The sequence below is a fragment of the Mediterraneibacter flintii genome (genome assembly GCF_055387595.1).
The window spans coordinates 2,498,532-2,521,908 of record NZ_AP031405.1 but is presented as its reverse complement, the minus strand read 5'-3'; the positions used below and the strand labels follow the sequence as shown (position 1 = coordinate 2,521,908).

The following is a 23,377-nucleotide window of genomic DNA, read 5'->3' as shown; positions in this document are numbered from 1 at the left end:
AAAAACAGTGAAGAGGAATAGTAAGAGCGTACTGTTTTATCAGAGACCTGCCGGCAGGTGTGAGGCAGGAGACAGGCACTCCCAACTCACCTCGGAGTTCTCCTGCTGAATGCGGTATGTAATTGGTATTGTCAATGGCGTATGAGAAATAGGCAGGGGCGGAGCTTCCCGTTACAGAAGAAATGAGTGCATTTATCATGGAACCTGTGATAAATGAATAAGAGTGGTACCACGGAAAAAAGCCTTTTCGTCTCTTAAGAGGGATGGAAGGCTTTTTATAGTTTGAGTCAAAACAAAAAAGCATGTGAAAATCAAATTGGAGGTAGAAAGACATATGGCACAGAAAATAGTCTATAATCACAAGGCTGTTGAGAAAAAATGGCGTGAGAAATGGCAGGAAAATCCAGTCAATCCAAAAACAGATGAGAATGGAAATAAGAAAGAAAAATATTATTGTCTGGACATGTTCCCCTATCCGTCAGGAAACGGACTTCATGTAGGACATTGGAGAGGGTATGTGATTTCCGATGTGTGGAGCCGCTATAAGCTGCAGCAAGGGTATTATATTGTACATCCAATGGGGTGGGATGCGTTTGGGCTTCCAGCCGAAAACTATGCGATTAAAATGGGCGTGCATCCGGCGAAATCCACAGCGGACAATGTAAGCCATATCAAAGAGCAGATTAACCAGATTGCGGCGCTCTATGACTGGGATATGGAAGTGAATACGACAGATCCTGCATTTTATAAGTGGACACAGTGGATTTTTGTAAAAATGTTCAAGGAAGGGCTTGCTTATGAGAAAGAGTTCCCGATTAACTGGTGTCCTTCCTGCAAGACGGGCCTGGCAAACGAGGAGGTTGTCAACGGCAAATGTGAACGGTGCGGTGCGGAAGTGACGAAGAAAAACCTGCGCCAGTGGATGCTTCGTATTACGAAATACGCAGAACGCCTCTTAAATGATCTGGACAAGCTGGACTGGCCGGAGAAGGTAAAGAAAATGCAGACGGACTGGATTGGAAAATCCTACGGTGCAGAGGTAGACTTTCCGGTAGAAGGCAGAGAAGAAAAGATTACAGTATACACTACAAGACCGGATACACTCTACGGTGCTACCTTTATGGTTCTTGCGCCGGAACATGAACTGGCAGCGTCTCTTGCTACCCCTGAGACGAAAGAAGCAGTGGATAAATATATCTATGATGCTTCCATGAAATCCAATGTAGACCGTATGCAGGATAAGGAAAAGACGGGAGTGTTTACAGGAAGCTATGCGATAAATCCGCTAAACGGAGCAAAGACGCCAATCTGGCTCTCTGACTATGTACTTGCAGATTATGGAACAGGGGCGATTATGTGTGTTCCTGCACATGATGATCGTGACTTTGAATTTGCAAAGAAATTTGATATTCCGATTATCCAGGTTATCGCAAAGGACGGAAAAGAAATTGAGAACATGACGGAGGCTTATACAGAGGCTTCAGGTACGATGATTCATTCCGGAGAGTGGAATGGCATGGAGTCTTCTGTGCTGAAAAAAGAAGCGCCTCACATAATTGAAGAAAAGGGGATCGGAAAGGCGACAGTGAACTATAAGCTGCGTGATTGGGTATTTTCACGCCAGCGCTACTGGGGAGAGCCGATTCCGATTGTACACTGCCCTGACTGTGGGGCGGTTCCGGTACCAGAGGAAGAGTTGCCGCTTCGCCTGCCGGATGTAGAATCTTATGAGCCGACAGGGACAGGGGAATCTCCACTTGCCGGAATCGAGGAATGGGTCAACTGTAAGTGTCCGGTGTGCGGCAAGCCTGCGAAAAGAGAGACGAATACCATGCCGCAGTGGGCAGGTTCCTCCTGGTATTTCCTGCGCTATGTGGACAATCACAATGATAAAGAACTGGTTTCGAGAGAAAAGGCTGACGAAATGCTTCCGGTAGACATGTATATCGGCGGTGTAGAGCATGCCGTTCTTCACCTTCTGTATTCCAGATTCTATACGAAATTTTTGTGCGATATCGGTGTGATTGATTTTGACGAGCCGTTCCAGAAGCTGTTTAACCAAGGCATGATAACAGGCAAGAATGGAATCAAGATGAGTAAGTCAAAGGGAAATGTAGTTTCCCCAGACGATCTGGTAAATGACTATGGGTGTGATTCCCTGCGTATGTATGAGTTGTTTGTAGGGCCGCCGGAGTTAGACGCAGAGTGGGACGACAGAGGAATTGACGGAGTAAACCGTTTCTTGAAACGTCTTTGGAATCTGTTGATGGACAGCCTGGAGAATGATGTGAAGGCAACGAAAGAGATGATCAAGCAGCGTCACAGGATGGTGGCGGACATTACAGGCCGACTGGAGAATTTCAGCCTGAATACAGTTATTTCTGGATTTATGGAATACAACAACAAGTTTATAGAGATGGCGAAAAAAGAAGGCGGTATCGACAAAGAGACATTAGAGACGATCGCAGTGCTTCTTTCCCCGTTTGCGCCTCATTTTGCCGAGGAAATGTGGGAAAAGCTGGGACATAAGACAACGGTATTCAAAGCAGGGTGGCCTGCGTATGATGAATCTGCAATGAAGGATGATGAAATAGAAATTCCGGTGCAGATCAATGGAAAGACAAAAGCGGTTATTCTCATTTCGGCGGAGGCATCTAAGGAAGAGGCAATTGCAGCAGGAAGAGAGGCGGTAGCCGATAAACTGACAGGAAACGTAGTAAAAGAAATTTACGTTCCAAAGAAGATTGTGAATATTGTTATGAAGTAAATTTAGAGCAAAAGCTGAAAGAAAATCGAGTAAATATTTCAAGAAAGTATGAGAGGAATGACGCAGATAGTAGAGATATTGTCTGCGTTATTTTTATGACGAGTGGTGTAAATAATCGTAAAGCGTGCTATTATGAGAAAGTAAATAAATTAAAATTGAGGTAAAGATAAAAATGGTTACATTACATGGAAAAGCACCGTATAAGACCGTTTTAATTCATGGTGGCCCTGGCGCAATAGGTTCTTTAAAAAACTGTGCAGAAGAATTAAGCAGACTGACCGGAAGAGGGATTGTTGAAGCATTGCAATCCCAGTATTCCATAGCCGAATTGATCGAAGAATTATATTTACAGATTATAGAATATTGTCAAGAAAAACCGACGTTAATTGGTCACTCATGGGGTGCATGGTTAGCTGCTTTATTTGCTGGAAAATATCCAAAGATGTGTAAAAACATTATCTTAGTTGGCTGCCCGCCGCTTGCAGATAAATATGTCAGAGAAATATCTTTACGAAGATCGCAAAATCTTTCGGACGAAGAAAGTAAAATCTTTCAGAGAATGACAGATAATGTGGCTACTGATGAAGATATGAAAAAGATACCCAGTATTTTAGAAAAATCAGATAATTATTACCTCGAAAGTAGTGAAAAACTCATAGCAGACAAAGCAGATAATGAAATGTATAACAGAATTTGGAATGAGGCTGCGAAACTGAGAACCAATGGAGAGTTATTGACAGCATTTAAAAATATGCAGAGCAACCTATTTTTAATACAAGGAGTTTGTGACCCTCACCCTATAGAAGGAGTAATGAAACCGTTAGAAGAAAACGGTATTCCATGCAAAACTTATATTTTAGAAAAGTGCGGTCATAGTCCATTCATGGAGAAATATGCAAAAGAAAAATTTTATGAAATTCTGCAAGCTATTCTATAACTCTTAGGCTGCATAGCGATTGATAAAATTAGAATTTATGAGGGAATAAATATGGAAATGATTAAAAATTATTACGGTAGTCTATGTACAGAAATGTATGAGATTTTACACAAAGAAGCACCACAAGACGAGTTATTATTTTACCTTTCTTATGCGGAAAAAGGAATGAAAATTTTAGAACCTTTATGTGGTAGTGGTAGATTTTTCATTCCTTTTTTAGAAAGAGGATACGATATTACGGGAATAGATTTATCAACAGAAATGCTTGCGAAATTAGATGAAAAAGTACCCAATGCAAAAGTATTTCAAAAAGATATACTAGAATATGATTCAACAGTAAAATACGATTATATTTTTATATCTTCCGGTTCAGTATCATTATTTACGGATATGGATTTATGTAAAAGGATTTTACATAAAATAAAAGACTTATTGAAAAGAGACGGCAAGTTTGTTTTTGCAGTTGATACAATAGCTGATAAATATCCTAATGATACAGATTATAAAACTTCAATATCCGTAAAGACAAAAGAAGGATATGAATTAATTCTTAAAGGGAAAAATTATTATGACGAAAAAACACATACGCAGTATTCTCCAAGTATTTACGAATTGTATGACGGGACAAAATTGTTACAACAGGAAAGAATGGATTTTCAAACACACCTTTATGAGCTAGGGGAAATAGAACCCTATTTAAAAGAGATAGGTTTTACGAAAGTAAATGTATATTCTTCTTATGATAAAAAGATAGCAGAAAATAATTTGACGGAAATGTTTTTGTATGAATGTTCTTTTTGATAAATCTCAGTTTGTATAGCGGGCAATAAAGCGGACTGAAGTTATAGAGGTGATATTTTGAAAAAGGCAATTTTATATATACACGGAAAAGATGGAAATGCTGACGAAGCAGAGCATTACAAAGCAATTTGCAGAGGATACGCTGTATTTGGTATGGACTATTGTTCTAAAACGCCGTGGAAAGCGAAAGAGGAGTTTCCTATTCTTTTTGATAAATTATGCGGAAAACGTGACTCGGTGATTCTTGTTGCAAATAGCATTGGTGCATTTTTTGCAATGAACGCTTTACAGAATAAGAATATAGAAAAAGCATTGTTCATATCTCCGATCGTAAATATGGAAAAATTGATTGGCGATATGATGGTATGGGCAAGTGTAACAGAGGCTGAACTTTGTAACAGAAAAGAAATACCGACAGAGTTTGGGGAAACATTGTCTTGGGAGTATCTTTGCTATGTGAGGGAAAATTCCATTGATTGGAAGATACCGACTAATATTTTGTTTGGAGCAAAAGATAATTTAACTTCTTATAGTACGATATCGATGTTTGCAGATAAAATTGGTGCAACCCTTACTATAATGGAGAATGGAGAGCATTGGTTTCATACAAATGAGCAAATTGAGTTTTTAGATAACTGGATAAGACATAATATTTGATAAATTGGAAGTTAGAGGGGACAGAGTGAATGGAATATAAAATCAATGATAAAGGACTTAAGGCAACTATTTTTATTTTATTTGTGAACAAGGTGTGGAAAGGGCAATATGATATTGAAAAAGCGGAATTAGCATTGTCTAAAACCCTCAATATAACAGCCTATGACGCTGATAAACTTGTAGGATGTCTTCGTATACTTACAGATGGCTATTTTTTTGGAACTATTACGGAGTTGCTTGTTTTGCCGGAATATCAAAAACAAGGTATTGGAAGCAGACTTCTTCAACTGGCAAAGGAAGCTTCTCCAACTATATTGTATTTTGGCGCACAGCCAGGTGCTGAAATGTTTTATGAAAAAAATGGGTGTGAAAAAAGTTTACAGTCGTATATTATAAAAAAGAAAAATGCTCGTTTGTCTGGTAAACAATAAACAGGGAGTCTTTTAGCTACGGAAAAACCAACAGGCTAATTTGGTTAAAGGTGATTTTGCAGTGTAACTATGTTAGAATAAATACATAATATGCTTTATCAGATAATGGAGGTGGCTATGAAGAAGGTAAAAATATGTTTTGTTTTACTTCTTGTACTCTGTCTTTTAAGCGGATGTGTTTATGCACATAATTATGATAAAGAAGGAAATGAGATGAATAAATCAGAAGTACAAGAGGCTGTAGAATCTATAAAAGAGAACATAAAAGAAGAAATAGAAAATCTGGTAGATGGTGAGTGAATACATAGGATTATTAACCATAAATATATTGTAGTAGAAAAGGGGAATCGGTATGGGATGTCTGGGAAATGTATTGTGGTTTGTGTTTGGAGGCGCTATCAGTGGTTTGAGCTGGTGTCTTGCAGGATGCCTCTGGTGCATTACAATAGTGGGAATACCAGTTGGGATGCAATGCTTTAAAATTGCTTCTCTTAGCTTTTTCCCTTTTGGGAAAGAGGTTGTATATGGAGGCGGAGTGGGTTCACTGCTGCTGAATATTATCTGGCTGCTTGTATCAGGGCTTCTTTTGGCGGCAGAACATGCGATTTTTGGCGTAGTACTTTGTATAACAATTGTGGGAATTCCATTTGGTTTACAGCAGTTTAAGCTGGCGAAGCTTGCTCTGATGCCGTTCGGGGCAGAAGTACATTAATGGGAACATAAAAAAGCGAAGATAGCGTCGGTGTACAAAGGGCGTGTTGCCTCTTGTACACCGACGCTAAAGAGAGGCAAGAACCAGTGGAAAGGAGGCGCCGATGAAAAAACAGATAAAGGCAGTATTTTTTGATATAGATGGAACATTGATTTCCCACAAAGAAGGAGAGGTGCCGCAGAGTACAAAAAATGCGCTAGAACAGCTTAGAAAGCAGAAAATAAAAGTGATCGTTGCGACAGGCAGGCATATGCTGGAATTAAAACAACTGCCATTAAACGATTTGAAATTTGATGGATATGTTATTTTAAACGGGCAGCTTTGTCTGGATGCAGAAGAAAATGTTATTTATGATGAACCAATCTGCCGAGAAGGTGCAGATACTATGCTGACGGTGTTTGAACGCAGGAAAATACCTGTGGCAGTTGTAGAAAAGGACAGAATTTATGTCAACTTTGTCAATGATCTTCTTAGGAAAAGACAAAAAGAGATTTCTAGTCCGGTTCCCAATGTGGACACCTATAAGGGAGGGAATATCTATCAGTTTGGCATATATGTGAATGAAGAAGAGATGAGAGAAATAGGAAAAGAGTTGAAATTTTGCCGGGCGACGCAGTGGAATGACGCGGCGTATGACATCATTGCGGAAGGTGCAGGAAAGCAAAAAGGGATAGAAGAATTATTGAAGCAATATGGTATTTCCAATGAAGAAATCATGGCATTTGGAGATGGAGAAAATGATATTGATATGCTAAAGTTTGCAGGAGTTGGAGTGGCAATGGGAAATGCAAATGACAGAGTAAAGAGGCATGCGGATTATGTGACGGACTGTGTGGATCAGGATGGTATCAAAAAGGCGCTTCAATATTATAAGATGATATAGACATTTGTTCTAAAGACTGAACAGTGCTATACGAATCCGTTATTGAAGGAGGACAGAGTATGGAGCAGAGGATTCCATCCCATGAGACATTTAGAATAGCGGCGCTGCTTGCGCTTGTAGGAGGATTTTTGGACGCCTATACATATCTTTTGCGGGGAGGTGTATTTGCGAATGCCCAGACGGGAAATATAGTGCTGCTTGCTGTGAATATAGCACAAAAGCAGTGGACAAAGGCAGGATATTACCTGATTCCGATTGTAGCTTTTGCGGCAGGGGTATTTATGACAAATCTTTTGAGAGAGCAACTGAAAAAGAATGGCTTCTTAAAGTTTGAACACTGCATTTTGCTTTTCGAAGCGGGGCTTTTGCTTCTTATTGGTTTTTTGCCGAAAGAATGTCCAGACGGAATTATCAATGTGACAATCTCTTTTATATGTTCGCTGCAGGTGAATACGTTCAAAAAAGTACGAGAAGTGCCTTATGCTTCTACAATGTGTACAGGAAACTTGCGTTCCGGTACAGAGAAGCTGTTTTTGTACATTGTGAAAAGAAATACAGAGGCAGGAAGAAGCTGCCTGCACTATTTCGGGATTATCCTGTTGTTTATTATAGGTGCGGCAGCAGGAACCGGATTTGTCAGCTGGCTTGGAATACAGAGTATATGGCTGTGCTGCGCTGCGCTTCTTTTGGCTTCGCTGCTTATGCTGTTTGAAGACAGGCGGTAGAGTAGAAATGGGATTTTAAACGACGGACTCCATTGATAAGAGAATGGAGTCCGTCGTTTGTCCTTATACTGTGACGGTTTTATTTACTGCATTTTAGGCTGTGTCAGGATAGATTTTACATGTTCTATTTCCTGCTGTGTAGCTTTTGCAGCAGGAATATAGTAGCTTTTCTCTCTGGCAAACTGATAGAGCTTCTCCTGTGACATTTCGCATTGATTGCGAATCTGCTTTAAACACTGCTTTAATTCTTTGTTTTCTGTTTGAGGAATCATATCTCCAAACATTTTCAGTTCTCCATTTACTCCGACCAACGCATCGGATATCATTGTTTTATCATCCATTTTACGTTCACCTCACTTATAAAAATTTCATCAGCTCTTGTTTGTTTTTCATAGCAGAATCAGCGGCATCCTGAAATAGCTTTTTTGCCTCTGGATCCTGCGCGTCTTTCGCGTATTCTGTCATTTTGCAATGGGTTGTAGAGTATCCGCCTATGAGATGACGGAGATTCTGCAAATCAAGGATAGAAATATCAGACATAAGCACCCTCCTTTTAACTCTTTATTTTCGTAAACTAGTATGTCCAGAGGCTGTCATATTATGAGGGGGATAAAAAAGAATCTGCCTGGCATATAAGAAAAATTTTCAGGAAGCGGCGCGGAAGATAAATTCCCCAAAGAGTTCCCGCATCTGAGGCGAAGTGCGGTACATACATTCCGGATGCCACTGTACACCGATTGCAAAGGGATGTTCTGAAATTTCCACTGCTTCTATAGTTTTATCGGAAGCATGGGCACATGCGGTAAGTCCTTGTCCTACTGTTTCTATGACTTGATGATGAAAGCTGTTTACATAGAGGCTGGAACCGATACAATGCTTTAAACGGCTTCCCGATCTGGTAGTAATGCGATGGCTGACGTCGCTTCTTAAATCGGAATGCTGCATGTGATTGAAGATGGTACCGGACTTCAATGCTGTATCCTGGCAGATAGTTCCTCCGCAGGCAACATTGAACACTTGCATACCGCGGCAGATAGCAAAAAGGGGCTTCTTTGTTTTTAATATTTTTTTCATTAAGCGGATTTGAAATAAATCCAGAGTAATATCTGTCTGTCCAATGCCATTTCTTGGCTCTTGTCCGAAAAGAAGCGGTGTAATATCTCCGCCTCCGCAGAAGAGAAATCCATCGCATAGCTGAATGTATTCTGCAAGAAGGCGATCGGAACGGACAAGGGGAAGAAGAAGCGGCAGACCTTTTGAATACCGGATAGACTGAATATAAGAGTTGGTTACAAACTGTCGGTTATTTTGAAATCCACAGATAACAATACCGATTTTAGGTTCCATAAATCCTCCTTAAAACATATTTTTAAAATTCAAAACATAGTTGTATGATAGAGTATGTAAGAAAAAGGAAATTTATACCTTAAAGGGTATACCTTGTCAGGCGAAGCCTGCCGTTCTGAAAGGAGTATATGAAAATGAAATTGATCGATATGCATTGTGATACTATCAGTGAACTGTATAAAAAAGGCAGATGTGAATCCTTTATGCGCAACCATTTGTGTGTGGATATTGAAAAGCTGCAGAAGGCAGAAAGCCAGGCACAGTTTTTAGCGTGTTTTGTAAATGGTGGAAAATCAGATGGCAAGAAGGACAGATGGGAGAAAGGATTCAAAGCGGTATTGTCTATGATAGAACGGATACATGAAGAAGAGAGAGAAAATTTACGTTGTATCCGTTATGAAAAGGAACTGGAGGAAAACAGAAAGAACGACTGTATTTCTGGAATTATCACTGTGGAAGAGGGAGGAATTTTAAACGGAAAAATAGAAAGGATAGATTGCCTATATGAAAAAGGTGTGCGCCTTATCACACTGACATGGAATTATGAAAACTGTATAGGGTATCCGAACAGTAAGAAGAAAAACACGATGGAAAGAGGACTAAAGCCATTTGGAAAAATCGTGGTAGAGAGACTGAATGAGAAGGGAATCATAGTGGATGTGTCTCATTTATCTGACGGTGGATTTTGGGACTGCATTAAATACAGCCGCGCTCCTATAGTGGCATCTCATTCCAATGCACGCGCACTGTGTCCGCATCCAAGAAATTTATCAGATGAAATGTTAAGGAGGCTGGGAGACAGTGGTGGTGTGGCAGGAGTGAATTTTTATTCTCACTTTTTGACAGAAAAAGGGAATGCCAGTGTTGAACATATTGCGCAGCATGCTTTGTATATGATGCAGCATGCGGGGGAGGAAGCAGTCGCTTTTGGAACGGACTTTGACGGATTTGAAAGAACAGAGCTGCCAGAAGGGATCGCGGGAATCCAGGATATGGGATATGTATGGGAGGTTATGAAAAACAAGGGGTTTTCAGAAAGGCAGCTGGATAAAATATGGTATAAAAATGTGAAGAGAATCTTGCATGATGTATGGAAATCAAAGTGACATTATGATAAAATAGAAAAGATAAAGTGTTTTAAGGCACAATGAGATAAGAGGAGGACTTAAATAGTGGAAAACAAAAGAATCATCCAGGTGGAGGAAAAGGTACCATTTAAAATGCTCGTACCTTTAAGTATTCAGCATATGTTTGCAATGTTCGGGGCATCTGTTCTCGTTCCATTCGTATTTGGAATCAATCCGGCAGTGGTATTGTTTATGAATGGAATCGGAACACTGCTCTTTATTTTTATCACGAAGGGAAAAGCACCCGCATATTTAGGCTCCAGCTTTGCGTTCTTGGCGCCTGCAGGTATTGTAATCGAAAAATGGGGATATGACTATGCACTGGGAGGCTTTGTTGCCGTTGGATTTTGTGGATGTATCCTGGCTCTGATTATTTATAAATTCGGTTCCAAGTGGATTGATGTTGTGCTGCCGCCAGCCGCGATGGGGCCGGTAGTCGCTTTAATAGGACTGGAATTGGCAGGGACGGCTGCTTCCAATGCAGGGCTGACAGATAGCAGTATAGATATGAAAAATGTGATTGTTTTTCTTGCGACGCTTTTGACAGCTGTGCTTGGTTCTGTTCTGTTTAGAAAATTCTTTGCAGTTATCCCTATTTTGATCGCGATTATTGTAGGATATGCAGCGGCAATTTTCTGCGGAATCGTAGATTTTAGTGAAGTGGCTGCGGCTTCCGTATTCGCTGTTCCTAATTTTTCTCTTCCGAAATTTAAGTGGGAAGCAATTGTAATTATTCTTCCGGTTCTACTGGTTATCGCGTCTGAACACATAGGCCACCAGATTGTGACCAGCAAGATTGTAGGCAGAGATCTTTTGAAAAATCCAGGACTTCATCGTTCTTTGTTTGCAGATAATTTTTCGACGATGCTCTCTGGTTTTATCGGATCAGTTCCAACGACGACTTATGGAGAGAATATCGGGGTAATGGCGATGACGAGAGTGTATAGCGTCTATGTGATAGGTGGAGCAGCGGTGTTGTCGATTATCTGTTCTTTTATTGGAAAGATGACGACGCTGATTAATACCATCCCGGGGCCTGTCATAGGAGGTATTTCCTTTCTGTTGTATGGAATGATTGGAACTTCTGGTATCCGGATTCTGGTAGAATCCAAGGTAGACTACGGGAAATCTAGAAATATGGCGATGACCTCTGTAATATTCGTAACCGGACTGTCAGGAATTAAAGTACAGTTTGGAAGTATTCAGCTTACTGGTATGGTGCTTGCCTGTGTAGTAGGTATGCTTATGGGACTTCTGTTCTTCCTCCTGGATAAGGCAAAGCTGACGAACGACAGAGAAGAGGCATAAACAGTATAAGGGTGTTTTAGAAGCTGGCAGATGGCTTTTGAAACACCCTTATTTTTTTGTATAATAGATTCGGGTGTCAAAAGGTAACTTATTTAAATTCTGTTGTCAATTTTCACAAAAAGTAACTTTTCAGACTCCGGTGCGCGGAGCATTCCGATGAACCTCTTAATACGAAAATCACGTCAGCAAAGGCTTCCGTGATTTTTGAGTTTCATCTCCATCGCGCATAAAGTCGTCTGGCAAGTTATCTTTTTATGAAAATTGCCGGAAGCATTTGCAAAAGTTACCTTTTGACACCCGAATCATAATAGAAATTTCGATAAATTTCCTATTATACAAAAAGCCCTTCGGGCAGTATGCGCACGCCGCAATAAGGAAATTTTACCGCTTTGCGGTATTGCGGCGGCGCGCAAAGTGGACAAGCCCTTCAAGAGTGAGGGGCAGAGGAGTTGAAGTGGGCTTGCCCACTTTGTTCTATGAGTAGACTTGCAAAATCCTCATAATTTCTTAAGAATAGGTTATAAAAAATATAAAAAAGGGGGAATATAATCAAACTGAAGGAGGCAAAAAATGGACAAAAGAACATATTACAGAAAAAAGAGAAGGAAGCGAAGATTAAAGAGTACAGGCAGAATACTGCTTGTATGTATACTTCTGCTTGCTTTTGCCGGATGGGGGAAGCTGGTCGTCTATGACAGATGGCTGCAGGGAAATTCGATAGAGACTGCGTCCACTATAGGAGCAGGAAGCAAAATCAGTAATCGTGATACGCTGGAAGAATTAAAAGAAATGGCTAAGTCTGACGAGAGAATACAGGAAATATTAAAGCATCCTGAACAATATCCAGAAGACCTTCTTGATATGTTGGCAGGCAATGAAGAGACAGCCGATTTTGTACTGCACTATCCAGAGAAAAAAGATACAGAGTCGGCGGAGGATGTCGGGGAGATTACAAAAGGAGAAATCCCTCTGCTTTTACAGTGGGATGAGCGTTGGGGATATACTGGATATGGAGACACTGTTCTGGCGGTCAGCGGCTGCGGCCCTACGGCGCTTGCTATGGTTGCCGCTGGGTTGACAGGAAATAGCAGCATTACACCCTGCGAGGTGGCACAGTATGCACAGAATAACGGGTATTATGCAGGAGAGAGTGGTACGAGCTGGCAGCTTATGACAGAGGGTGGATATGCATTTGGCGTTGCAGGAGAAGAGATTGGAGCCGATGAAGAAACGATTTTTACGGAGCTTGAGAACGGACATCCGATTATATGCAGTATGCGGCCAGGAGACTTTACGACAACAGGACATTTTATTGTGCTCACAGGCATAGAAGACGGAAAAATCAAAGTGAATGATTCTAACAGTGAAAAGCGCAGCAGCAAACTGTGGGAGTATGATGAAATAAAATATCAGATTCAGAATCTGTGGGCGTTTACTGCGGTTTGAAAAGTTTCATAACAGCTATGCTATAATTATTAAAAAAGCAGGCGGGGCATTCCCCCGCCTGTGTTTATTGCTGATTTTTACTTTCCTGCATTTTCATGGCGCGCACCTTCAATGGAAGTCCGAACAGATTGATAAAGCCTTCTGCGTCATGGTGGTCGTAAAGTTCCCCGGTTGTGAAGCTTGCCAGAGATTCACTGTACAAAGAGTAAGGAGAAGTTTCCCCTGCCTTGATAATATTGCCTTTATACAGCTTGAATTTTACCTCCCCTGTCACATACTGCTGCGTCACGTCTATAAATGCCTGAATTGCTTCGCGCAGCGGAGTGAACCATTTTCCCTCGTATACAATCTGTGCAAATTTATTTCCCAGATCTTTCTTTACTTCGTATGTAGCGCGGTCGAGTACCAGTTCTTCCAACTGTTCATGGGCTGCCATGAGGATTGTACCTCCTGGTGTCTCGTACACTCCGCGGGATTTCATTCCTACGACGCGGTTTTCTACAATATCGATGATTCCGATTCCATGCTTGCCCCCGAGCGCATTAAGCTCGGTAATAATTTCAGAAACCTTCATTTCTTTGCCGTTCAAGGTCTTTGGGATACCTGCCTCAAAGGTCATAGTTACATATTCGCCTTCTTCCGGCGCTTTTTCCGGTGTTACGCCAAGAACGAGCAAATCGTCATAGTTGGGTTCATTTGCCGGATCTTCCAGCTCCAACCCTTCATGGCTGATATGCCATAGATTGCGGTCACGACTGTAGCTGTGTTTTGCGTCGAAGGGAAGGTCAATTCCATGCTGTTTACAGTATGCGATCTCTTCCTCACGTGACTGCATAGTCCATACATCTGTCATACGCCAAGGGGCAATGATTTTGATGTCAGGTGCCAGCGCTTTGATTCCGAGTTCAAAACGAATCTGGTCATTTCCTTTTCCGGTTGCACCGTGGCAGATGGCAACAGCGCCTTCTTTTCTCGCAATTTCGACCAGTTTTTTTGCAATGACCGGTCGCGCCATAGAGGTGCCGAGCAGATATTTGTTTTCATAGACAGCTCCGGCTTTTACACAGGGCATAATATAGTCATCACAGAATTCATCGACAATATTTTCAATATATAATTTAGAAGCGCCTGATAATTTTGCTCTTTCCTCCAGCCCGTCTAATTCTTCTCCCTGTCCGCAGTCGATACAGCAGCAGATTACTTCATAATCGAAATTCTCCTTTAACCAAGGGATGATGGCAGTAGTGTCAAGACCACCGGAATACGCTAAAACAACTTTTTCTTTACTCATTTCATTTGCCTCCTAATCTATCTTTTTAAACGAAACAGTTTTTTCAAAATTCCGGTAATGACCGGATTGCTGTTTTGTCTTAATGAACTAACACATACTATACACTAAATTTTATAATTATGCAATAGGAAATATAAAATTACGAAAAAATGTGTAACAGTTCAGCCCGCGCCATTCGTAAAACCGCACTGCGTGCTTATCGTGGCTGCCGCACCGTTTTACTCATTGATGAGCGCTTAAGCTCATACAGATGTACGCTCGCAAAAACATGCAAGTATGTTTTATGCTTCCCGCACACTGTATGGCTGAACTGTTACAAAAATGTATAATATGCATATTAAAATGCATAAAAACAACATTTATTCAGGAAATGTTATGAATACAACAAAGATAAAAATTAACTATTGGTTAAATAAAATTATGCAAATTAACAAAGAATCTATATAAAAATCTGTTTTCCTCTGCTATTCTTTTCATATACAAAGGAGGCGGGTCAATGATGAAGATACATGAAAATATCAGGAAAAAGCGAAAGGAAAAAGGCATGACGCAGGAGGAGCTGGCATCCTATCTGGGTATATCCACGCCGGCAGTCAATAAATGGGAGAAGGGACTTAGTTTTCCGGACATTACATTTCTTCCTTGTCTGGCAGCTCTTTTTAATATGAGTGTAGATGATTTGCTTGGCTATGAACCACAGCTTACCAAAGAGGAAATACGCGCTGTATACAGGAAAATGTCTGCAAGATTTTCAAAGGAACCATTTGAGGCGGTAATGGAGGATTTACAGGACTATATGAAAAAATATGCTGCCTGCTTTCCGTTTCTATACCAGATGGCAGCTCTGCTTTTAAATTATTATACTCTGTCAAAAAATCCGCAGGAGACAATGGCATATATTATCAGCCTGGCAGATAAGGTGGAGAAAGAGTCCGCAGATGTGTATCTTGCAAGGGATGCCAGAGAGATGAAGCTGATTTGCTATCTACAGATGGGAGATGCACAGGAGGTGCTGGAGATGACAGACGAAACCATTCGTCCGTTGAGTCAGGAATATTTTTGTATCGCAGCGGCATGGGAGATGAAGGGCAATACAGGAAAGGCAAAAGAGATCATGCAGGTGTGCGCCTATCAGCACTTGAGTCTTTTACTGGCGTATACAACCGGACTGATCAGGCTGGAAAAGGCATATTCCAGGCAGGCGGAAGAAATGATAGAGAGAAATGATAAGCTGATTGAATTATTTTCTATGCAGAAGCTGCAGTTTAATGAGACAGAGAAGTTTTATCTGACGGCAGCAGTATATTACTGTGTCTGCGGAAAAAAAGAAGAGGCGCTGCATATGCTGGATAAGTATGTTGCCTGTGCGATACGGCAGGAATATCCGCTTAGACTGCATGGAGATACGTATTTTGACTGTATCGACAGATGGATAGAAGAACTGACACTTGGCGAAGATGCTCCCAGGACAGAACAGATGATAAAGGAATCCCTGAACCATGAGCTTTCCAACCCTGCATTTGACTGCCTAAAGGGGGAGAAAAAATTTGAAAACCTAAAAGAAAAACTGAAAACACATTTATGAGAGACAAGGAGGCAGATACAATGAATTTAGAAATGATTTTAGAGTACCTTCCGGTGCTTCTTCCGATTATTATAATAGAATGGATACTGGCGATTACAGCACTGGTACATGTGGTCAGACACCCCCATTACCGTTTTGGAAATAAAGTTGTCTGGATATTGATTGTACTGTTTATACAGATTATCGGGCCAGTTGTGTATTTTGCATTTGGAAGGGGAGAGGAAGAATGAATATTCTTGAGGCAGAAGGACTGAAAAAGCAGTTTGGCAGTCACAAGGTGCTGGAGGATGTATCTATGTATGTCCCAGAACATTGTATATACGGATTCCTTGGAAAAAACGGGGCAGGCAAGACAACCACTATGAAGATGATACTAGGGCTTCTTAAACCAGATGAGGGTAGTATCCATGTGATGCAGGAAAAAGTGGAATACGGCGAGACGAAGACAAACCGTTATATCGGATACCTGCCGGATGTGCCGGAGTTTTACAGCTATATGAATGCAGAAGAATATTTGCAGTTCTGCGGGAGAATCAGCGGTATGTCCGGTGTACAGTTAAAAGAGAAAATAAAGGAACTGCTGGAGATGACAGGACTTACAGGGGTAAAAAAGAGAACAGGACAGTTTTCACGCGGAATGAAGCAAAGATTGGGAATTGCACAGGCACTGTTAAATGATCCGAAGCTATTGATCTGCGACGAACCAACTTCGGCGTTGGATCCGGTGGGAAGAAAGGAAATTTTAGACATCATGGCGGCTGTCAGAGAAAGGACGACGGTAATTTTTTCTACCCATGTTCTCTCGGATGTAGAGAGGATATGCGACAGGATTGCAATATTAAATGAAGGGAAGATTATTATAGAAGGGGAGTTGGAACAGGTAAGAGAAACACATGGGACAAGAGGGCTTCTGGCAGAATTTTTGGAGGAAGAAAATCTGGTAAGATTTCTTAAGAAAGCAGGGATTGAAAAGGACAAAGCAGAGATCACAGAGAGGCAGATTACAATATACGAGGAGCATCCGGAGAGAGAAATCATGCGGTGGATGGAAGTGATGCAGGAGGAAGAAATCTGTCCGATCCGGTTGGAAATGATTCAGCCGTCTCTGGAGAAGGTATTTATGGAGGCAATACAATGAAGAAAAACAGCAAGGAGGCAGAACGATGAAAGGATATACTGCATTTGTTAAAAAAGAGTGGATAGAATCAATCCGGACATACCGTTTTCTAATTTTAGGAATGGTCTTTCTTCTGCTGGCCTGCCTTAGCCCGATTAGCGCCAGATATATGCCCGAAATCATCCATGCATTTATGCCCTCCGGAATGGAGATGAAGCTTGCCGATCCAGTGGCGGCGGACGCCTGGCTTCAGTTTTTTAAGAATTTTTCCCAGATCGGGTTCTTTGTGACGGTTATATTGTACAGCACGGTGATGTCAAATGAATATACCAGGGGAACACTGATTCCTGTTTTGGCAAAAGGGCTGCCGAGAAAATATGTGATATTGGCAAAATTTACTTGTGCATGCTTGTCTGTCACAGCTCTCTATCTAATCTGTGCCGGAATTTGTGCCGCATATACATGGTTTTTCTGGGGAGAGGCAGTGTATATCGAAGGGGTGTTTGCCGCCCTTTTGGGAATGTGGCTGTTTTCTGTACTGCTTTTATCCTTGGTTATGTTAGGAAGTGTTTTATTCCACTCCTCTTATGGCTGCCTGCTTTTTACAGGAGGAGCCGTTGTGATACAGATGATTGCTGGTATGGTTCCAAAAGCGACAAAATTTTTGCCGGTGGGACTGATAACGGACAGTACGGAAATCTTAAACGGACATATACAGACGGAGACAACTGCATGGCAGATGGGCATTACCGTTTTGATGTCGCTTCTTCTTCTGACGGCATCTGTGCTGGTGTTTGACAGAAAGAAACTGTGATTTTCAATATGTTTTCAGAAAGGTGGGCGGATACATTTCCGCCCATTTTTTGCATCAGATGTTCTACAATCGACAATCCAAGCCCGGAACCTGTACTGTGCCGGGCAGTATCCGCCTTATAGAAACGTTCAAAAAGGCGTTCTGTATCGATTTGTATACCTGTGGAGACGAAATTGGCAAAAGTAAGGGAGGCCCCCTCCTGGACAATAGAGAGGGTCTGCTCACCATAGGTGAGTGCATTTTTCAATAAATTAGAAAAGACTCTTCGTATCCCCTCCTCATTTCCATATACAAGCAGAGACTCCTGCGGATATTGCAGATCCAGAAGAAGTCCTGCGCATGCAATACGGTCATAGAAGGAGGCGAGAAGATCGCATAAGATAGGATAGGGGGCAATGGGGGTTAAATTAAGCTCATATTCCTCCTGTGTCACTTTCGTATATAGAAATAGTTCATCTAAAAGTGTTTCCAGATCTTTTAAACGGTTCTGTATAATGTTCAGATAATATTCTGCTTTCTGCGGATCGTTTGCATGCCTTATTCGTTGAGACTCACTATCCTGAAGGGCATGCGTTGTAGTGTACCCAAAAGTACGCTTTAGCAATTCTACATATCCGCAAGCGCCGGTTAAGGGGGTGCGGATATCATGGGAAATACAGGAAATTGTATATTTTAACTCCTTCCCCGCTGCCTGTTGCTTTACATATGCCTTCTGTTCTTTTGTAAGGCGCGTATTGAAGGCACGACACAGCCGTTTGAAGCCTGGTGTGCGCACGCTCAGCGTGAGGCGTAAGTTACTGCCGGTTTCGGTTTCTTCTAATTCTTCTGTCCATTTTCGGATTTGCAGATGGATCCGTACCAGATAAGAAAAGAGCAATAATAAAAGTAACGATAAAGTGAGAACCGGCAGCATAAATAAAACCTCCTAAATATCTTTTTTCTGTAGGATGAAGATGGACAAAACCAGCCATACAAAAGTCCAGACTAAGCCGGCGCCAAGGCAAAGGGACAGCTTCTCTGCTGTGACAGGGAAGGAAATGTCCTGTATGCATCCATAGAGTGTAAAGTCATAATGGATAAAATCAAGCTTCAGAGCCGTTGTGATGCTGTCGATAATCGTCAGGACAGTACCGCTGGCAAGGAGCAGCGCAGCGCCGACAGAGACAGCCTTATTTCGGAACAGGACAGACACAAAGGCCAGCATGGCAGAAAAGCCGCCTCCTGTCAGCCAGAAAATCAGGGTAAATTTTGCGTATTCTTCAAAAGGAGTCTCCATAAATGGCAGACCGAACATATGGCAGAATAGTATAAATTCTCCGATTAAAAATAAAATAAAAACGAGAGAAACGCTCTGCATGGCAATCCATTTGCTGAGTACATAGGTAAATCGTCTGTTCCTGAGAGAAAAAATATTTTTCGCGAATCCACTGTCAAAATCGGAGCAGATAAACAAAGAGGTCAGGACTGCAATGATGATGAAAAAGAATCCTCCTCGGAATATTGTGGTAGAGAGAATATCAATGGCAGGGATTTTGGTGTATGCAGCGGCAAGCTGCTCCCCGTTCATTTCTTCTCCGTTCATCATAAAAACGGCTCCGCCTGCTTCTATAGAAGAACGCATTTGTTCGTCGATGGAAAGCTTGAATATAAAAAGGAAACCGACGATGGTGACAAGTAAAATCAGAAGACAGATGTAGACAGATTTACTTTTTAATATTCTTCTGAAATCCATGCGCATCATATCAAACATGCTCCTCACCTCCCATCAGATTCAAGAAATAGGACTCTAAATCCTGCTGATGACGGTACAATTCCTGTATAGAAATACCACCTTCTAAGAAAGTCTGGCTGACAAGCTGCGGATCGCAGGGAGCATAAATATGGATTTCCCCGTCCGGATATATTTTATAGTCAGTAAGCGAAAGCTGTTCCTCTAAGAGAACGGAAGCAGACTTTGTGTCGCTGACTTTTACAAGAAGGTAATCCCGACAGTTTTTTGCGAGATCCTCCGCAGGAAGCTGCTGGATCATTTGGCCGTCTTTAATGATTCCGTAGCGGGACGCGATCTTGCTTAATTCTCCTAGGATATGGGAACTGATGATGATGGTGATTCCGCGCTCTTCATTTAAGCTTACCAGCATGGAACGAATTTCCCGTATTCCTTCTGGATCCAGTCCGTTTATAGGTTCATCCAGGATGAGAAGATCTGGATTGCCGAGCAGCGCGAGGGCTATGCCGAGGCGCTGCTTCATTCCCATAGAAAAATGCTTTGTCTTTTTCTTTCCGACGTCTGCAAGGCCGGTAAAGGACAATAGTTCCTCTGTTTTTTGCACTGCATCGACAAGTCCTAAGCATTTGGCTTTTAGCAGCATGTTTTCTCTTGCAGAGAGCCCTGGATACAGTCCGGCATTTTCAATCAACATTCCGGTACGCTTGCGGACGGTGTCATTTTTGACAGTCTTGCCGAACAAACGGATGTCTCCTGCCGTAGGCGCGGCAAGTCCGCATATCATTTTCAAGGTAGTGGATTTTCCGGCTCCATTTCTTCCGATAAAACCGTAAATATCTCCCTTTTGTACAGTCATATCTAGATGATCTACTGCTCTTTTTCTGCCATAGACTTTAGATATAGACGATAATTCTACTACATTCATATTCTGTAATCCTCCTTTGCATGTTAAGACTATTATGCGGCATAAGTTTCCAGAAAGCGCAAAGAAAAGTTTAAGAAAGTTTAAAGCCGATTCCCCATACGGTCTGTATATAGTCTTCGGCGCAGCATGCTTTTAGCTTAGAACGTATATTACTAATATGGACATTGATAGTTTTGTCTTCAATCGCATACATCTCTCCCCAGACAGATTCGTAAATTTCCTGTTTGGTAAATACCTTTGTAGGTCTTTGCATGAGCAGAGCCAGAATATCAAATTCATGTGCAGTCAGTTCCACTGACTGCCCGCCTGCGAGCAGTCGGCGGGAATCTAAGTCGATTGTCCATTGCTTATATTCCAGAAGACGGGGAGAAAAAGTATCTGCCTTGTGCCGGAGCTGTACATGGATACGGGCGAGCAGCTCTTCTAGTTCAAAGGGCTTGGTCAGATAATCATCTGCCCCTCCTGCGAGCAGCTCTACTTTATCTCCAAGCGCGCTTCTGGCAGATAAGACAATGACGGGAATCTTGCTGGTGTTTCGAATTTCCTGAAGAAGCGCCTCCCCTGAAATACCAGGGAGCATCAAATCCATAATAATCAGACTGAAATCAGATTGCAGATTCCAGATCAGACGGCCTTCTGTGCCAGAAAAGGCTTGTACGGCCTGAAACTGGTTTTCTATTAAAAATTCATAGATCATATTGTTGATGTCTGTGTCATCTTCGATAATCAGTATTTTTGGCATATTTATTTACTCCTTTTCCTGCTTAGGGGTTTTTGTTAGATTCTACTCCATATAAAAGAAGATTGGCAATATAATTTCCATTATGCAGGGAAATTTCTATTGTACCGTTATATTTTTGTACCGTTCGGCTTACATTTTTAAGACCGGTTCCCAGAGGCGGAACTTCTGTCAGGGAAGGGGCAGGATTTTCTATGTGGATAAAAAGGGAGGTATTCTGGTACAAAATAGAAAACGTCAGCCGCTTGTCTGCACCGGACTCAGATAAGAGCGCGGCCTTCGCATTATCCAGAAGGTTCCCGAAGATAACTACCATGTCAGAAAAGGGCAAAATAAGTCCGGAAGGTACAGCCAGTTCAGATACACAGGTGATGCCGGCTCTTTTTAATTCTTTTAGTTTCAGATTCAGAATGGAATCTAAGTGCGAATTTCCAGTGTGAATCAAGGCTTCTGTTTCCTCTAATTTTCCAGTAATGTCGGATACATACTGAAGCAGTTCTTCTTTTTGATTGTTCTCATAGAGAAGGGCAGCAGTGCGGAAATGGTTTTTCATATCATGGCGTATACTGCTGATTTCTTTGAAATTTTCCTCTAGTTCCCTGTAATGTTGCTCTTGCAGTCGCGTCTGTGAAGAAAGAAGTGCATACTCTGTTTCTTTTACAGTGAAAAGGCTGAATCTGCGGTACAGCTCAAAGGTGAGCAGATTGATAGAAAGAAAGAGCAGCTGTAGTACAAAATGCAGCAGGCTTGAGAGTGTCCTGTCTGTATCAATGGCACTGCTTAAGAAGATAAGCAGTATAGGGGAGGCAACAAGAGTGCAAAGAGGGATGGCAAACAGAAGCAAAAGAAGCCGCAGAGGGATGTCTGTGGAAATTTGCCGGCAAAGCTTTAAACATAGAAAGAGCAGCGCCCATAATCCTATGTGATAAAGCAGGAGATAGAAAAGTGCCAGGGATAGTTTGGGCAGCACATTTGTGATGTCGTTTAAAGCAAGAAGGTAGAGCAGATTCACTGTTGCCAGACAGAAGGAAAATAAAGCTTTTTTACGTCGGGAGCCAGGATAAAAGGGCAGCAGAAGAAAGCTGGCAGGAACCACCAGATAGGTACATCCGTAGGAAGGAAAAATCCAATGGGTAACCACCAGCATGAACAAGACAGCCAGGGCAAATAGTGTGTAGGCCGTCTTTCTATATTTTTGTATTTTTCCATAGAGACGATTCATCAGTTCGATCAGTATACAGCCCTCTACTGTACAGAGAAATATATCTGTGAAAAAGTCGTAGAGAGGATACGTAATAAGAATACGATTCATTTTCCAATTCTCCATTTGAGATAGTGAAGATGTTTTTGACGCACCATTGCTTTTAGCCGCCTGCTGATGGGAATCATGTGTCCGGACTGTAGAAGAATAGAGGTATCTGTGACAGTCTGGATGTATTCCATATTTACCAGATAAGAATGGTGCGGCATAACAAAGAGGGTTTCATCCAGTGTGTCGGCAAGGGCGCTGATTTTTCCATAGAATCGGTAAGTTTCCTTACTGGTTACCAGGACAATTTGCCTGAGTGCAGACTCAAAGTAATAAATATCTGAAAATGGTATCTGCCAGACATCGCGCTTGATATGGAAGGTAAACAGTTGATTCTGGCTGTCTAAATGGCGGTATGCCGCATAAAGTACTTCAAAAAAGGAAGACTTTTCCACAGGCTTCGTAAGAAAACGAAAAGGAAGTACTTCAAATACCTGCCATACATACTCTTTGTAGTCTGTAACGAAAATCAGCAGTGCATAAGGGTTTTTTCTGCGTATCTGGGAGGCTGTCTCGATTCCATTGATACCAGGAAGCGATATATCCAGAAAATAGATCTGGTAAGAAGAAACGTTTTTATCCTGGTATTTCAACAGCTCCTCGCCGGAAGAAAAAATATCATACTGCGGATGTGCGGCAGCTTCCTCTAAATATTCTTCGAATTGCTTTTGCACAGCCGGATTGTCTTCACATACTGCAATTTGAAACATTATTTTCCTCCTTCTTA

General features: G+C 41.6%; 26 protein-coding genes and 1 other annotated feature (1 of these 27 running past the window's edge). Of the genes, 16 read left to right on the top strand and 10 right to left on the bottom strand.

Annotated features, from left to right (window positions below; translation table 11 throughout):
• Positions 1-258, top strand: a binding site (T-box leader) (it extends 2 nt beyond the left edge of the window).
• A gap of 76 nt (positions 259-334) precedes the next feature.
• The 9 genes from leuS to ACZ5C4_RS11925 all read left to right on the top strand — a co-directional run bounded on the left by leuS (position 335) and on the right by ACZ5C4_RS11925 (position 7,913).
• Complete coding sequence (leuS, locus tag ACZ5C4_RS11965; protein WP_464521187.1) at positions 335-2,767, top strand: leucine--tRNA ligase; 2,433 nt, start codon at positions 335-337, stop codon at positions 2,765-2,767.
• A gap of 172 nt (positions 2,768-2,939) precedes the next feature.
• Positions 2,940-3,704: an alpha/beta hydrolase gene (locus ACZ5C4_RS11960; protein WP_464521186.1), complete on the top strand. Its 765-nt coding sequence runs from the start codon at positions 2,940-2,942 to the stop codon at positions 3,702-3,704.
• 51 nt (positions 3,705-3,755) lie between these two features.
• Positions 3,756-4,505 (top strand): class I SAM-dependent methyltransferase, encoded by a 750-nt coding sequence (locus ACZ5C4_RS11955; RefSeq protein ID WP_464521185.1) that lies wholly within the window; start codon positions 3,756-3,758, stop codon positions 4,503-4,505.
• A 57-nt stretch (positions 4,506-4,562) separates the two neighbouring features.
• Positions 4,563-5,162, top strand: coding sequence for an alpha/beta hydrolase (locus ACZ5C4_RS11950; protein ID WP_464521184.1), 600 nt, complete (start codon positions 4,563-4,565; stop codon positions 5,160-5,162).
• Positions 5,163-5,191: 29 nt separating this feature from the next.
• Positions 5,192-5,593, top strand: a complete 402-nt coding sequence (locus tag ACZ5C4_RS11945) for a GNAT family N-acetyltransferase (RefSeq protein WP_464521183.1) — start codon at positions 5,192-5,194, stop codon at positions 5,591-5,593.
• 117 nt (positions 5,594-5,710) lie between these two features.
• A complete protein-coding gene (locus ACZ5C4_RS11940; protein WP_464521182.1) occupies positions 5,711-5,893 on the top strand; it encodes a hypothetical protein in 183 nt (60 codons plus the stop codon).
• A 52-nt stretch (positions 5,894-5,945) separates the two neighbouring features.
• On the top strand, positions 5,946-6,305 hold the full coding sequence (locus ACZ5C4_RS11935; protein ID WP_464521181.1) for a YccF domain-containing protein: 360 nt from the start codon (positions 5,946-5,948) through the stop codon (positions 6,303-6,305).
• A 103-nt stretch (positions 6,306-6,408) separates the two neighbouring features.
• Positions 6,409-7,188, top strand: a complete 780-nt coding sequence (locus ACZ5C4_RS11930; RefSeq protein WP_464521180.1) for an HAD family hydrolase — start codon at positions 6,409-6,411, stop codon at positions 7,186-7,188.
• 59 nt (positions 7,189-7,247) lie between these two features.
• On the top strand, positions 7,248-7,913 hold the full coding sequence (locus tag ACZ5C4_RS11925) for a YoaK family protein (protein ID WP_464521179.1): 666 nt from the start codon (positions 7,248-7,250) through the stop codon (positions 7,911-7,913).
• 83 nt (positions 7,914-7,996) lie between these two features.
• On the opposite strand, the gene ACZ5C4_RS11920 is transcribed toward ACZ5C4_RS11925, so the two are convergent.
• From ACZ5C4_RS11920 to ACZ5C4_RS11910, 3 genes are all read right to left on the bottom strand, one after another.
• Positions 7,997-8,254 carry a spore coat protein gene (locus tag ACZ5C4_RS11920; protein ID WP_464521178.1) on the bottom strand — a complete coding sequence of 86 codons (258 nt, stop codon included), beginning with the start codon at positions 8,252-8,254 and terminating at the stop codon, positions 7,997-7,999.
• Between the two features lie 16 nt (positions 8,255-8,270).
• The gene (locus ACZ5C4_RS11915) at positions 8,271-8,453 is read right to left on the bottom strand and encodes a hypothetical protein (protein ID WP_186874107.1); all 183 of its coding nucleotides are present in this window, start codon (positions 8,451-8,453) and stop codon (positions 8,271-8,273) included.
• Between the two features lie 105 nt (positions 8,454-8,558).
• The gene (locus tag ACZ5C4_RS11910; RefSeq protein ID WP_464521177.1) at positions 8,559-9,260 is read right to left on the bottom strand and encodes a gamma-glutamyl-gamma-aminobutyrate hydrolase family protein; all 702 of its coding nucleotides are present in this window, start codon (positions 9,258-9,260) and stop codon (positions 8,559-8,561) included.
• 134 nt (positions 9,261-9,394) lie between these two features.
• On the opposite strand from ACZ5C4_RS11910, the gene ACZ5C4_RS11905 reads away from it, so the two are divergent.
• The 3 genes from ACZ5C4_RS11905 to ACZ5C4_RS11895 all read left to right on the top strand — a co-directional run bounded on the left by ACZ5C4_RS11905 (position 9,395) and on the right by ACZ5C4_RS11895 (position 13,141).
• A complete protein-coding gene (locus ACZ5C4_RS11905) occupies positions 9,395-10,366 on the top strand; it encodes a dipeptidase (protein ID WP_464521176.1) in 972 nt (323 codons plus the stop codon).
• A gap of 66 nt (positions 10,367-10,432) precedes the next feature.
• Positions 10,433-11,695 carry a uracil permease gene (uraA, locus tag ACZ5C4_RS11900; RefSeq protein ID WP_464521175.1) on the top strand — a complete coding sequence of 421 codons (1,263 nt, stop codon included), beginning with the start codon at positions 10,433-10,435 and terminating at the stop codon, positions 11,693-11,695.
• Between the two features lie 570 nt (positions 11,696-12,265).
• Positions 12,266-13,141, top strand: coding sequence for a C39 family peptidase (locus ACZ5C4_RS11895; protein ID WP_464521174.1), 876 nt, complete (start codon positions 12,266-12,268; stop codon positions 13,139-13,141).
• Between the two features lie 64 nt (positions 13,142-13,205).
• On the opposite strand, the gene ACZ5C4_RS11890 is transcribed toward ACZ5C4_RS11895, so the two are convergent.
• Positions 13,206-14,432: an argininosuccinate synthase gene (locus tag ACZ5C4_RS11890; protein ID WP_464521173.1), complete on the bottom strand. Its 1,227-nt coding sequence runs from the start codon at positions 14,430-14,432 to the stop codon at positions 13,206-13,208.
• Positions 14,433-14,928: 496 nt separating this feature from the next.
• On the opposite strand from ACZ5C4_RS11890, the gene ACZ5C4_RS11885 reads away from it, so the two are divergent.
• From ACZ5C4_RS11885 to ACZ5C4_RS11870, 4 genes are read left to right on the top strand one after another with little or no spacing between them, the layout of a single operon-like run.
• Positions 14,929-16,017, top strand: a complete 1,089-nt coding sequence (locus tag ACZ5C4_RS11885; protein WP_464521172.1) for a helix-turn-helix domain-containing protein — start codon at positions 14,929-14,931, stop codon at positions 16,015-16,017.
• Between the two features lie 20 nt (positions 16,018-16,037).
• Positions 16,038-16,247, top strand: coding sequence for a PLD nuclease N-terminal domain-containing protein (locus ACZ5C4_RS11880; RefSeq protein ID WP_186874113.1), 210 nt, complete (start codon positions 16,038-16,040; stop codon positions 16,245-16,247).
• Complete coding sequence (locus ACZ5C4_RS11875; RefSeq protein ID WP_464521171.1) at positions 16,244-17,155, top strand: ABC transporter ATP-binding protein; 912 nt, start codon at positions 16,244-16,246, stop codon at positions 17,153-17,155. Before ACZ5C4_RS11880 ends, ACZ5C4_RS11875 begins: the two co-directional genes overlap by 4 nt.
• Positions 17,156-17,180: 25 nt before the next feature.
• On the top strand, positions 17,181-17,948 hold the full coding sequence (locus tag ACZ5C4_RS11870; protein ID WP_464521170.1) for an ABC transporter permease: 768 nt from the start codon (positions 17,181-17,183) through the stop codon (positions 17,946-17,948).
• On the opposite strand, the gene ACZ5C4_RS11865 is transcribed toward ACZ5C4_RS11870, so the two are convergent.
• The 6 genes from ACZ5C4_RS11865 to ACZ5C4_RS11840 form a co-directional block, all read right to left on the bottom strand.
• Positions 17,881-18,861, bottom strand: coding sequence for a sensor histidine kinase (locus ACZ5C4_RS11865; RefSeq protein WP_464521169.1), 981 nt, complete (start codon positions 18,859-18,861; stop codon positions 17,881-17,883). The genes ACZ5C4_RS11870 and ACZ5C4_RS11865 overlap by 68 nt on opposite strands.
• A gap of 12 nt (positions 18,862-18,873) precedes the next feature.
• Positions 18,874-19,698: an ABC transporter permease gene (locus ACZ5C4_RS11860; RefSeq protein WP_464521168.1), complete on the bottom strand. Its 825-nt coding sequence runs from the start codon at positions 19,696-19,698 to the stop codon at positions 18,874-18,876.
• Entirely contained in the window at positions 19,691-20,602 is a 912-nt protein-coding gene (locus ACZ5C4_RS11855; RefSeq protein ID WP_464521167.1) for an ABC transporter ATP-binding protein, read from the bottom strand. Before ACZ5C4_RS11855 ends, ACZ5C4_RS11860 begins: the two co-directional genes overlap by 8 nt.
• Before the next feature lie 70 nt (positions 20,603-20,672).
• A complete protein-coding gene (locus ACZ5C4_RS11850; protein WP_464521166.1) occupies positions 20,673-21,344 on the bottom strand; it encodes a response regulator transcription factor in 672 nt (223 codons plus the stop codon).
• 22 nt (positions 21,345-21,366) lie between these two features.
• Entirely contained in the window at positions 21,367-22,653 is a 1,287-nt protein-coding gene (locus ACZ5C4_RS11845) for a sensor histidine kinase (RefSeq protein WP_464521165.1), read from the bottom strand.
• The gene (locus tag ACZ5C4_RS11840; RefSeq protein WP_464521164.1) at positions 22,650-23,360 is read right to left on the bottom strand and encodes a LytR/AlgR family response regulator transcription factor; all 711 of its coding nucleotides are present in this window, start codon (positions 23,358-23,360) and stop codon (positions 22,650-22,652) included. Before ACZ5C4_RS11840 ends, ACZ5C4_RS11845 begins: the two co-directional genes overlap by 4 nt.
• Between the last annotated feature and the right edge of the window lie 17 nt (positions 23,361-23,377).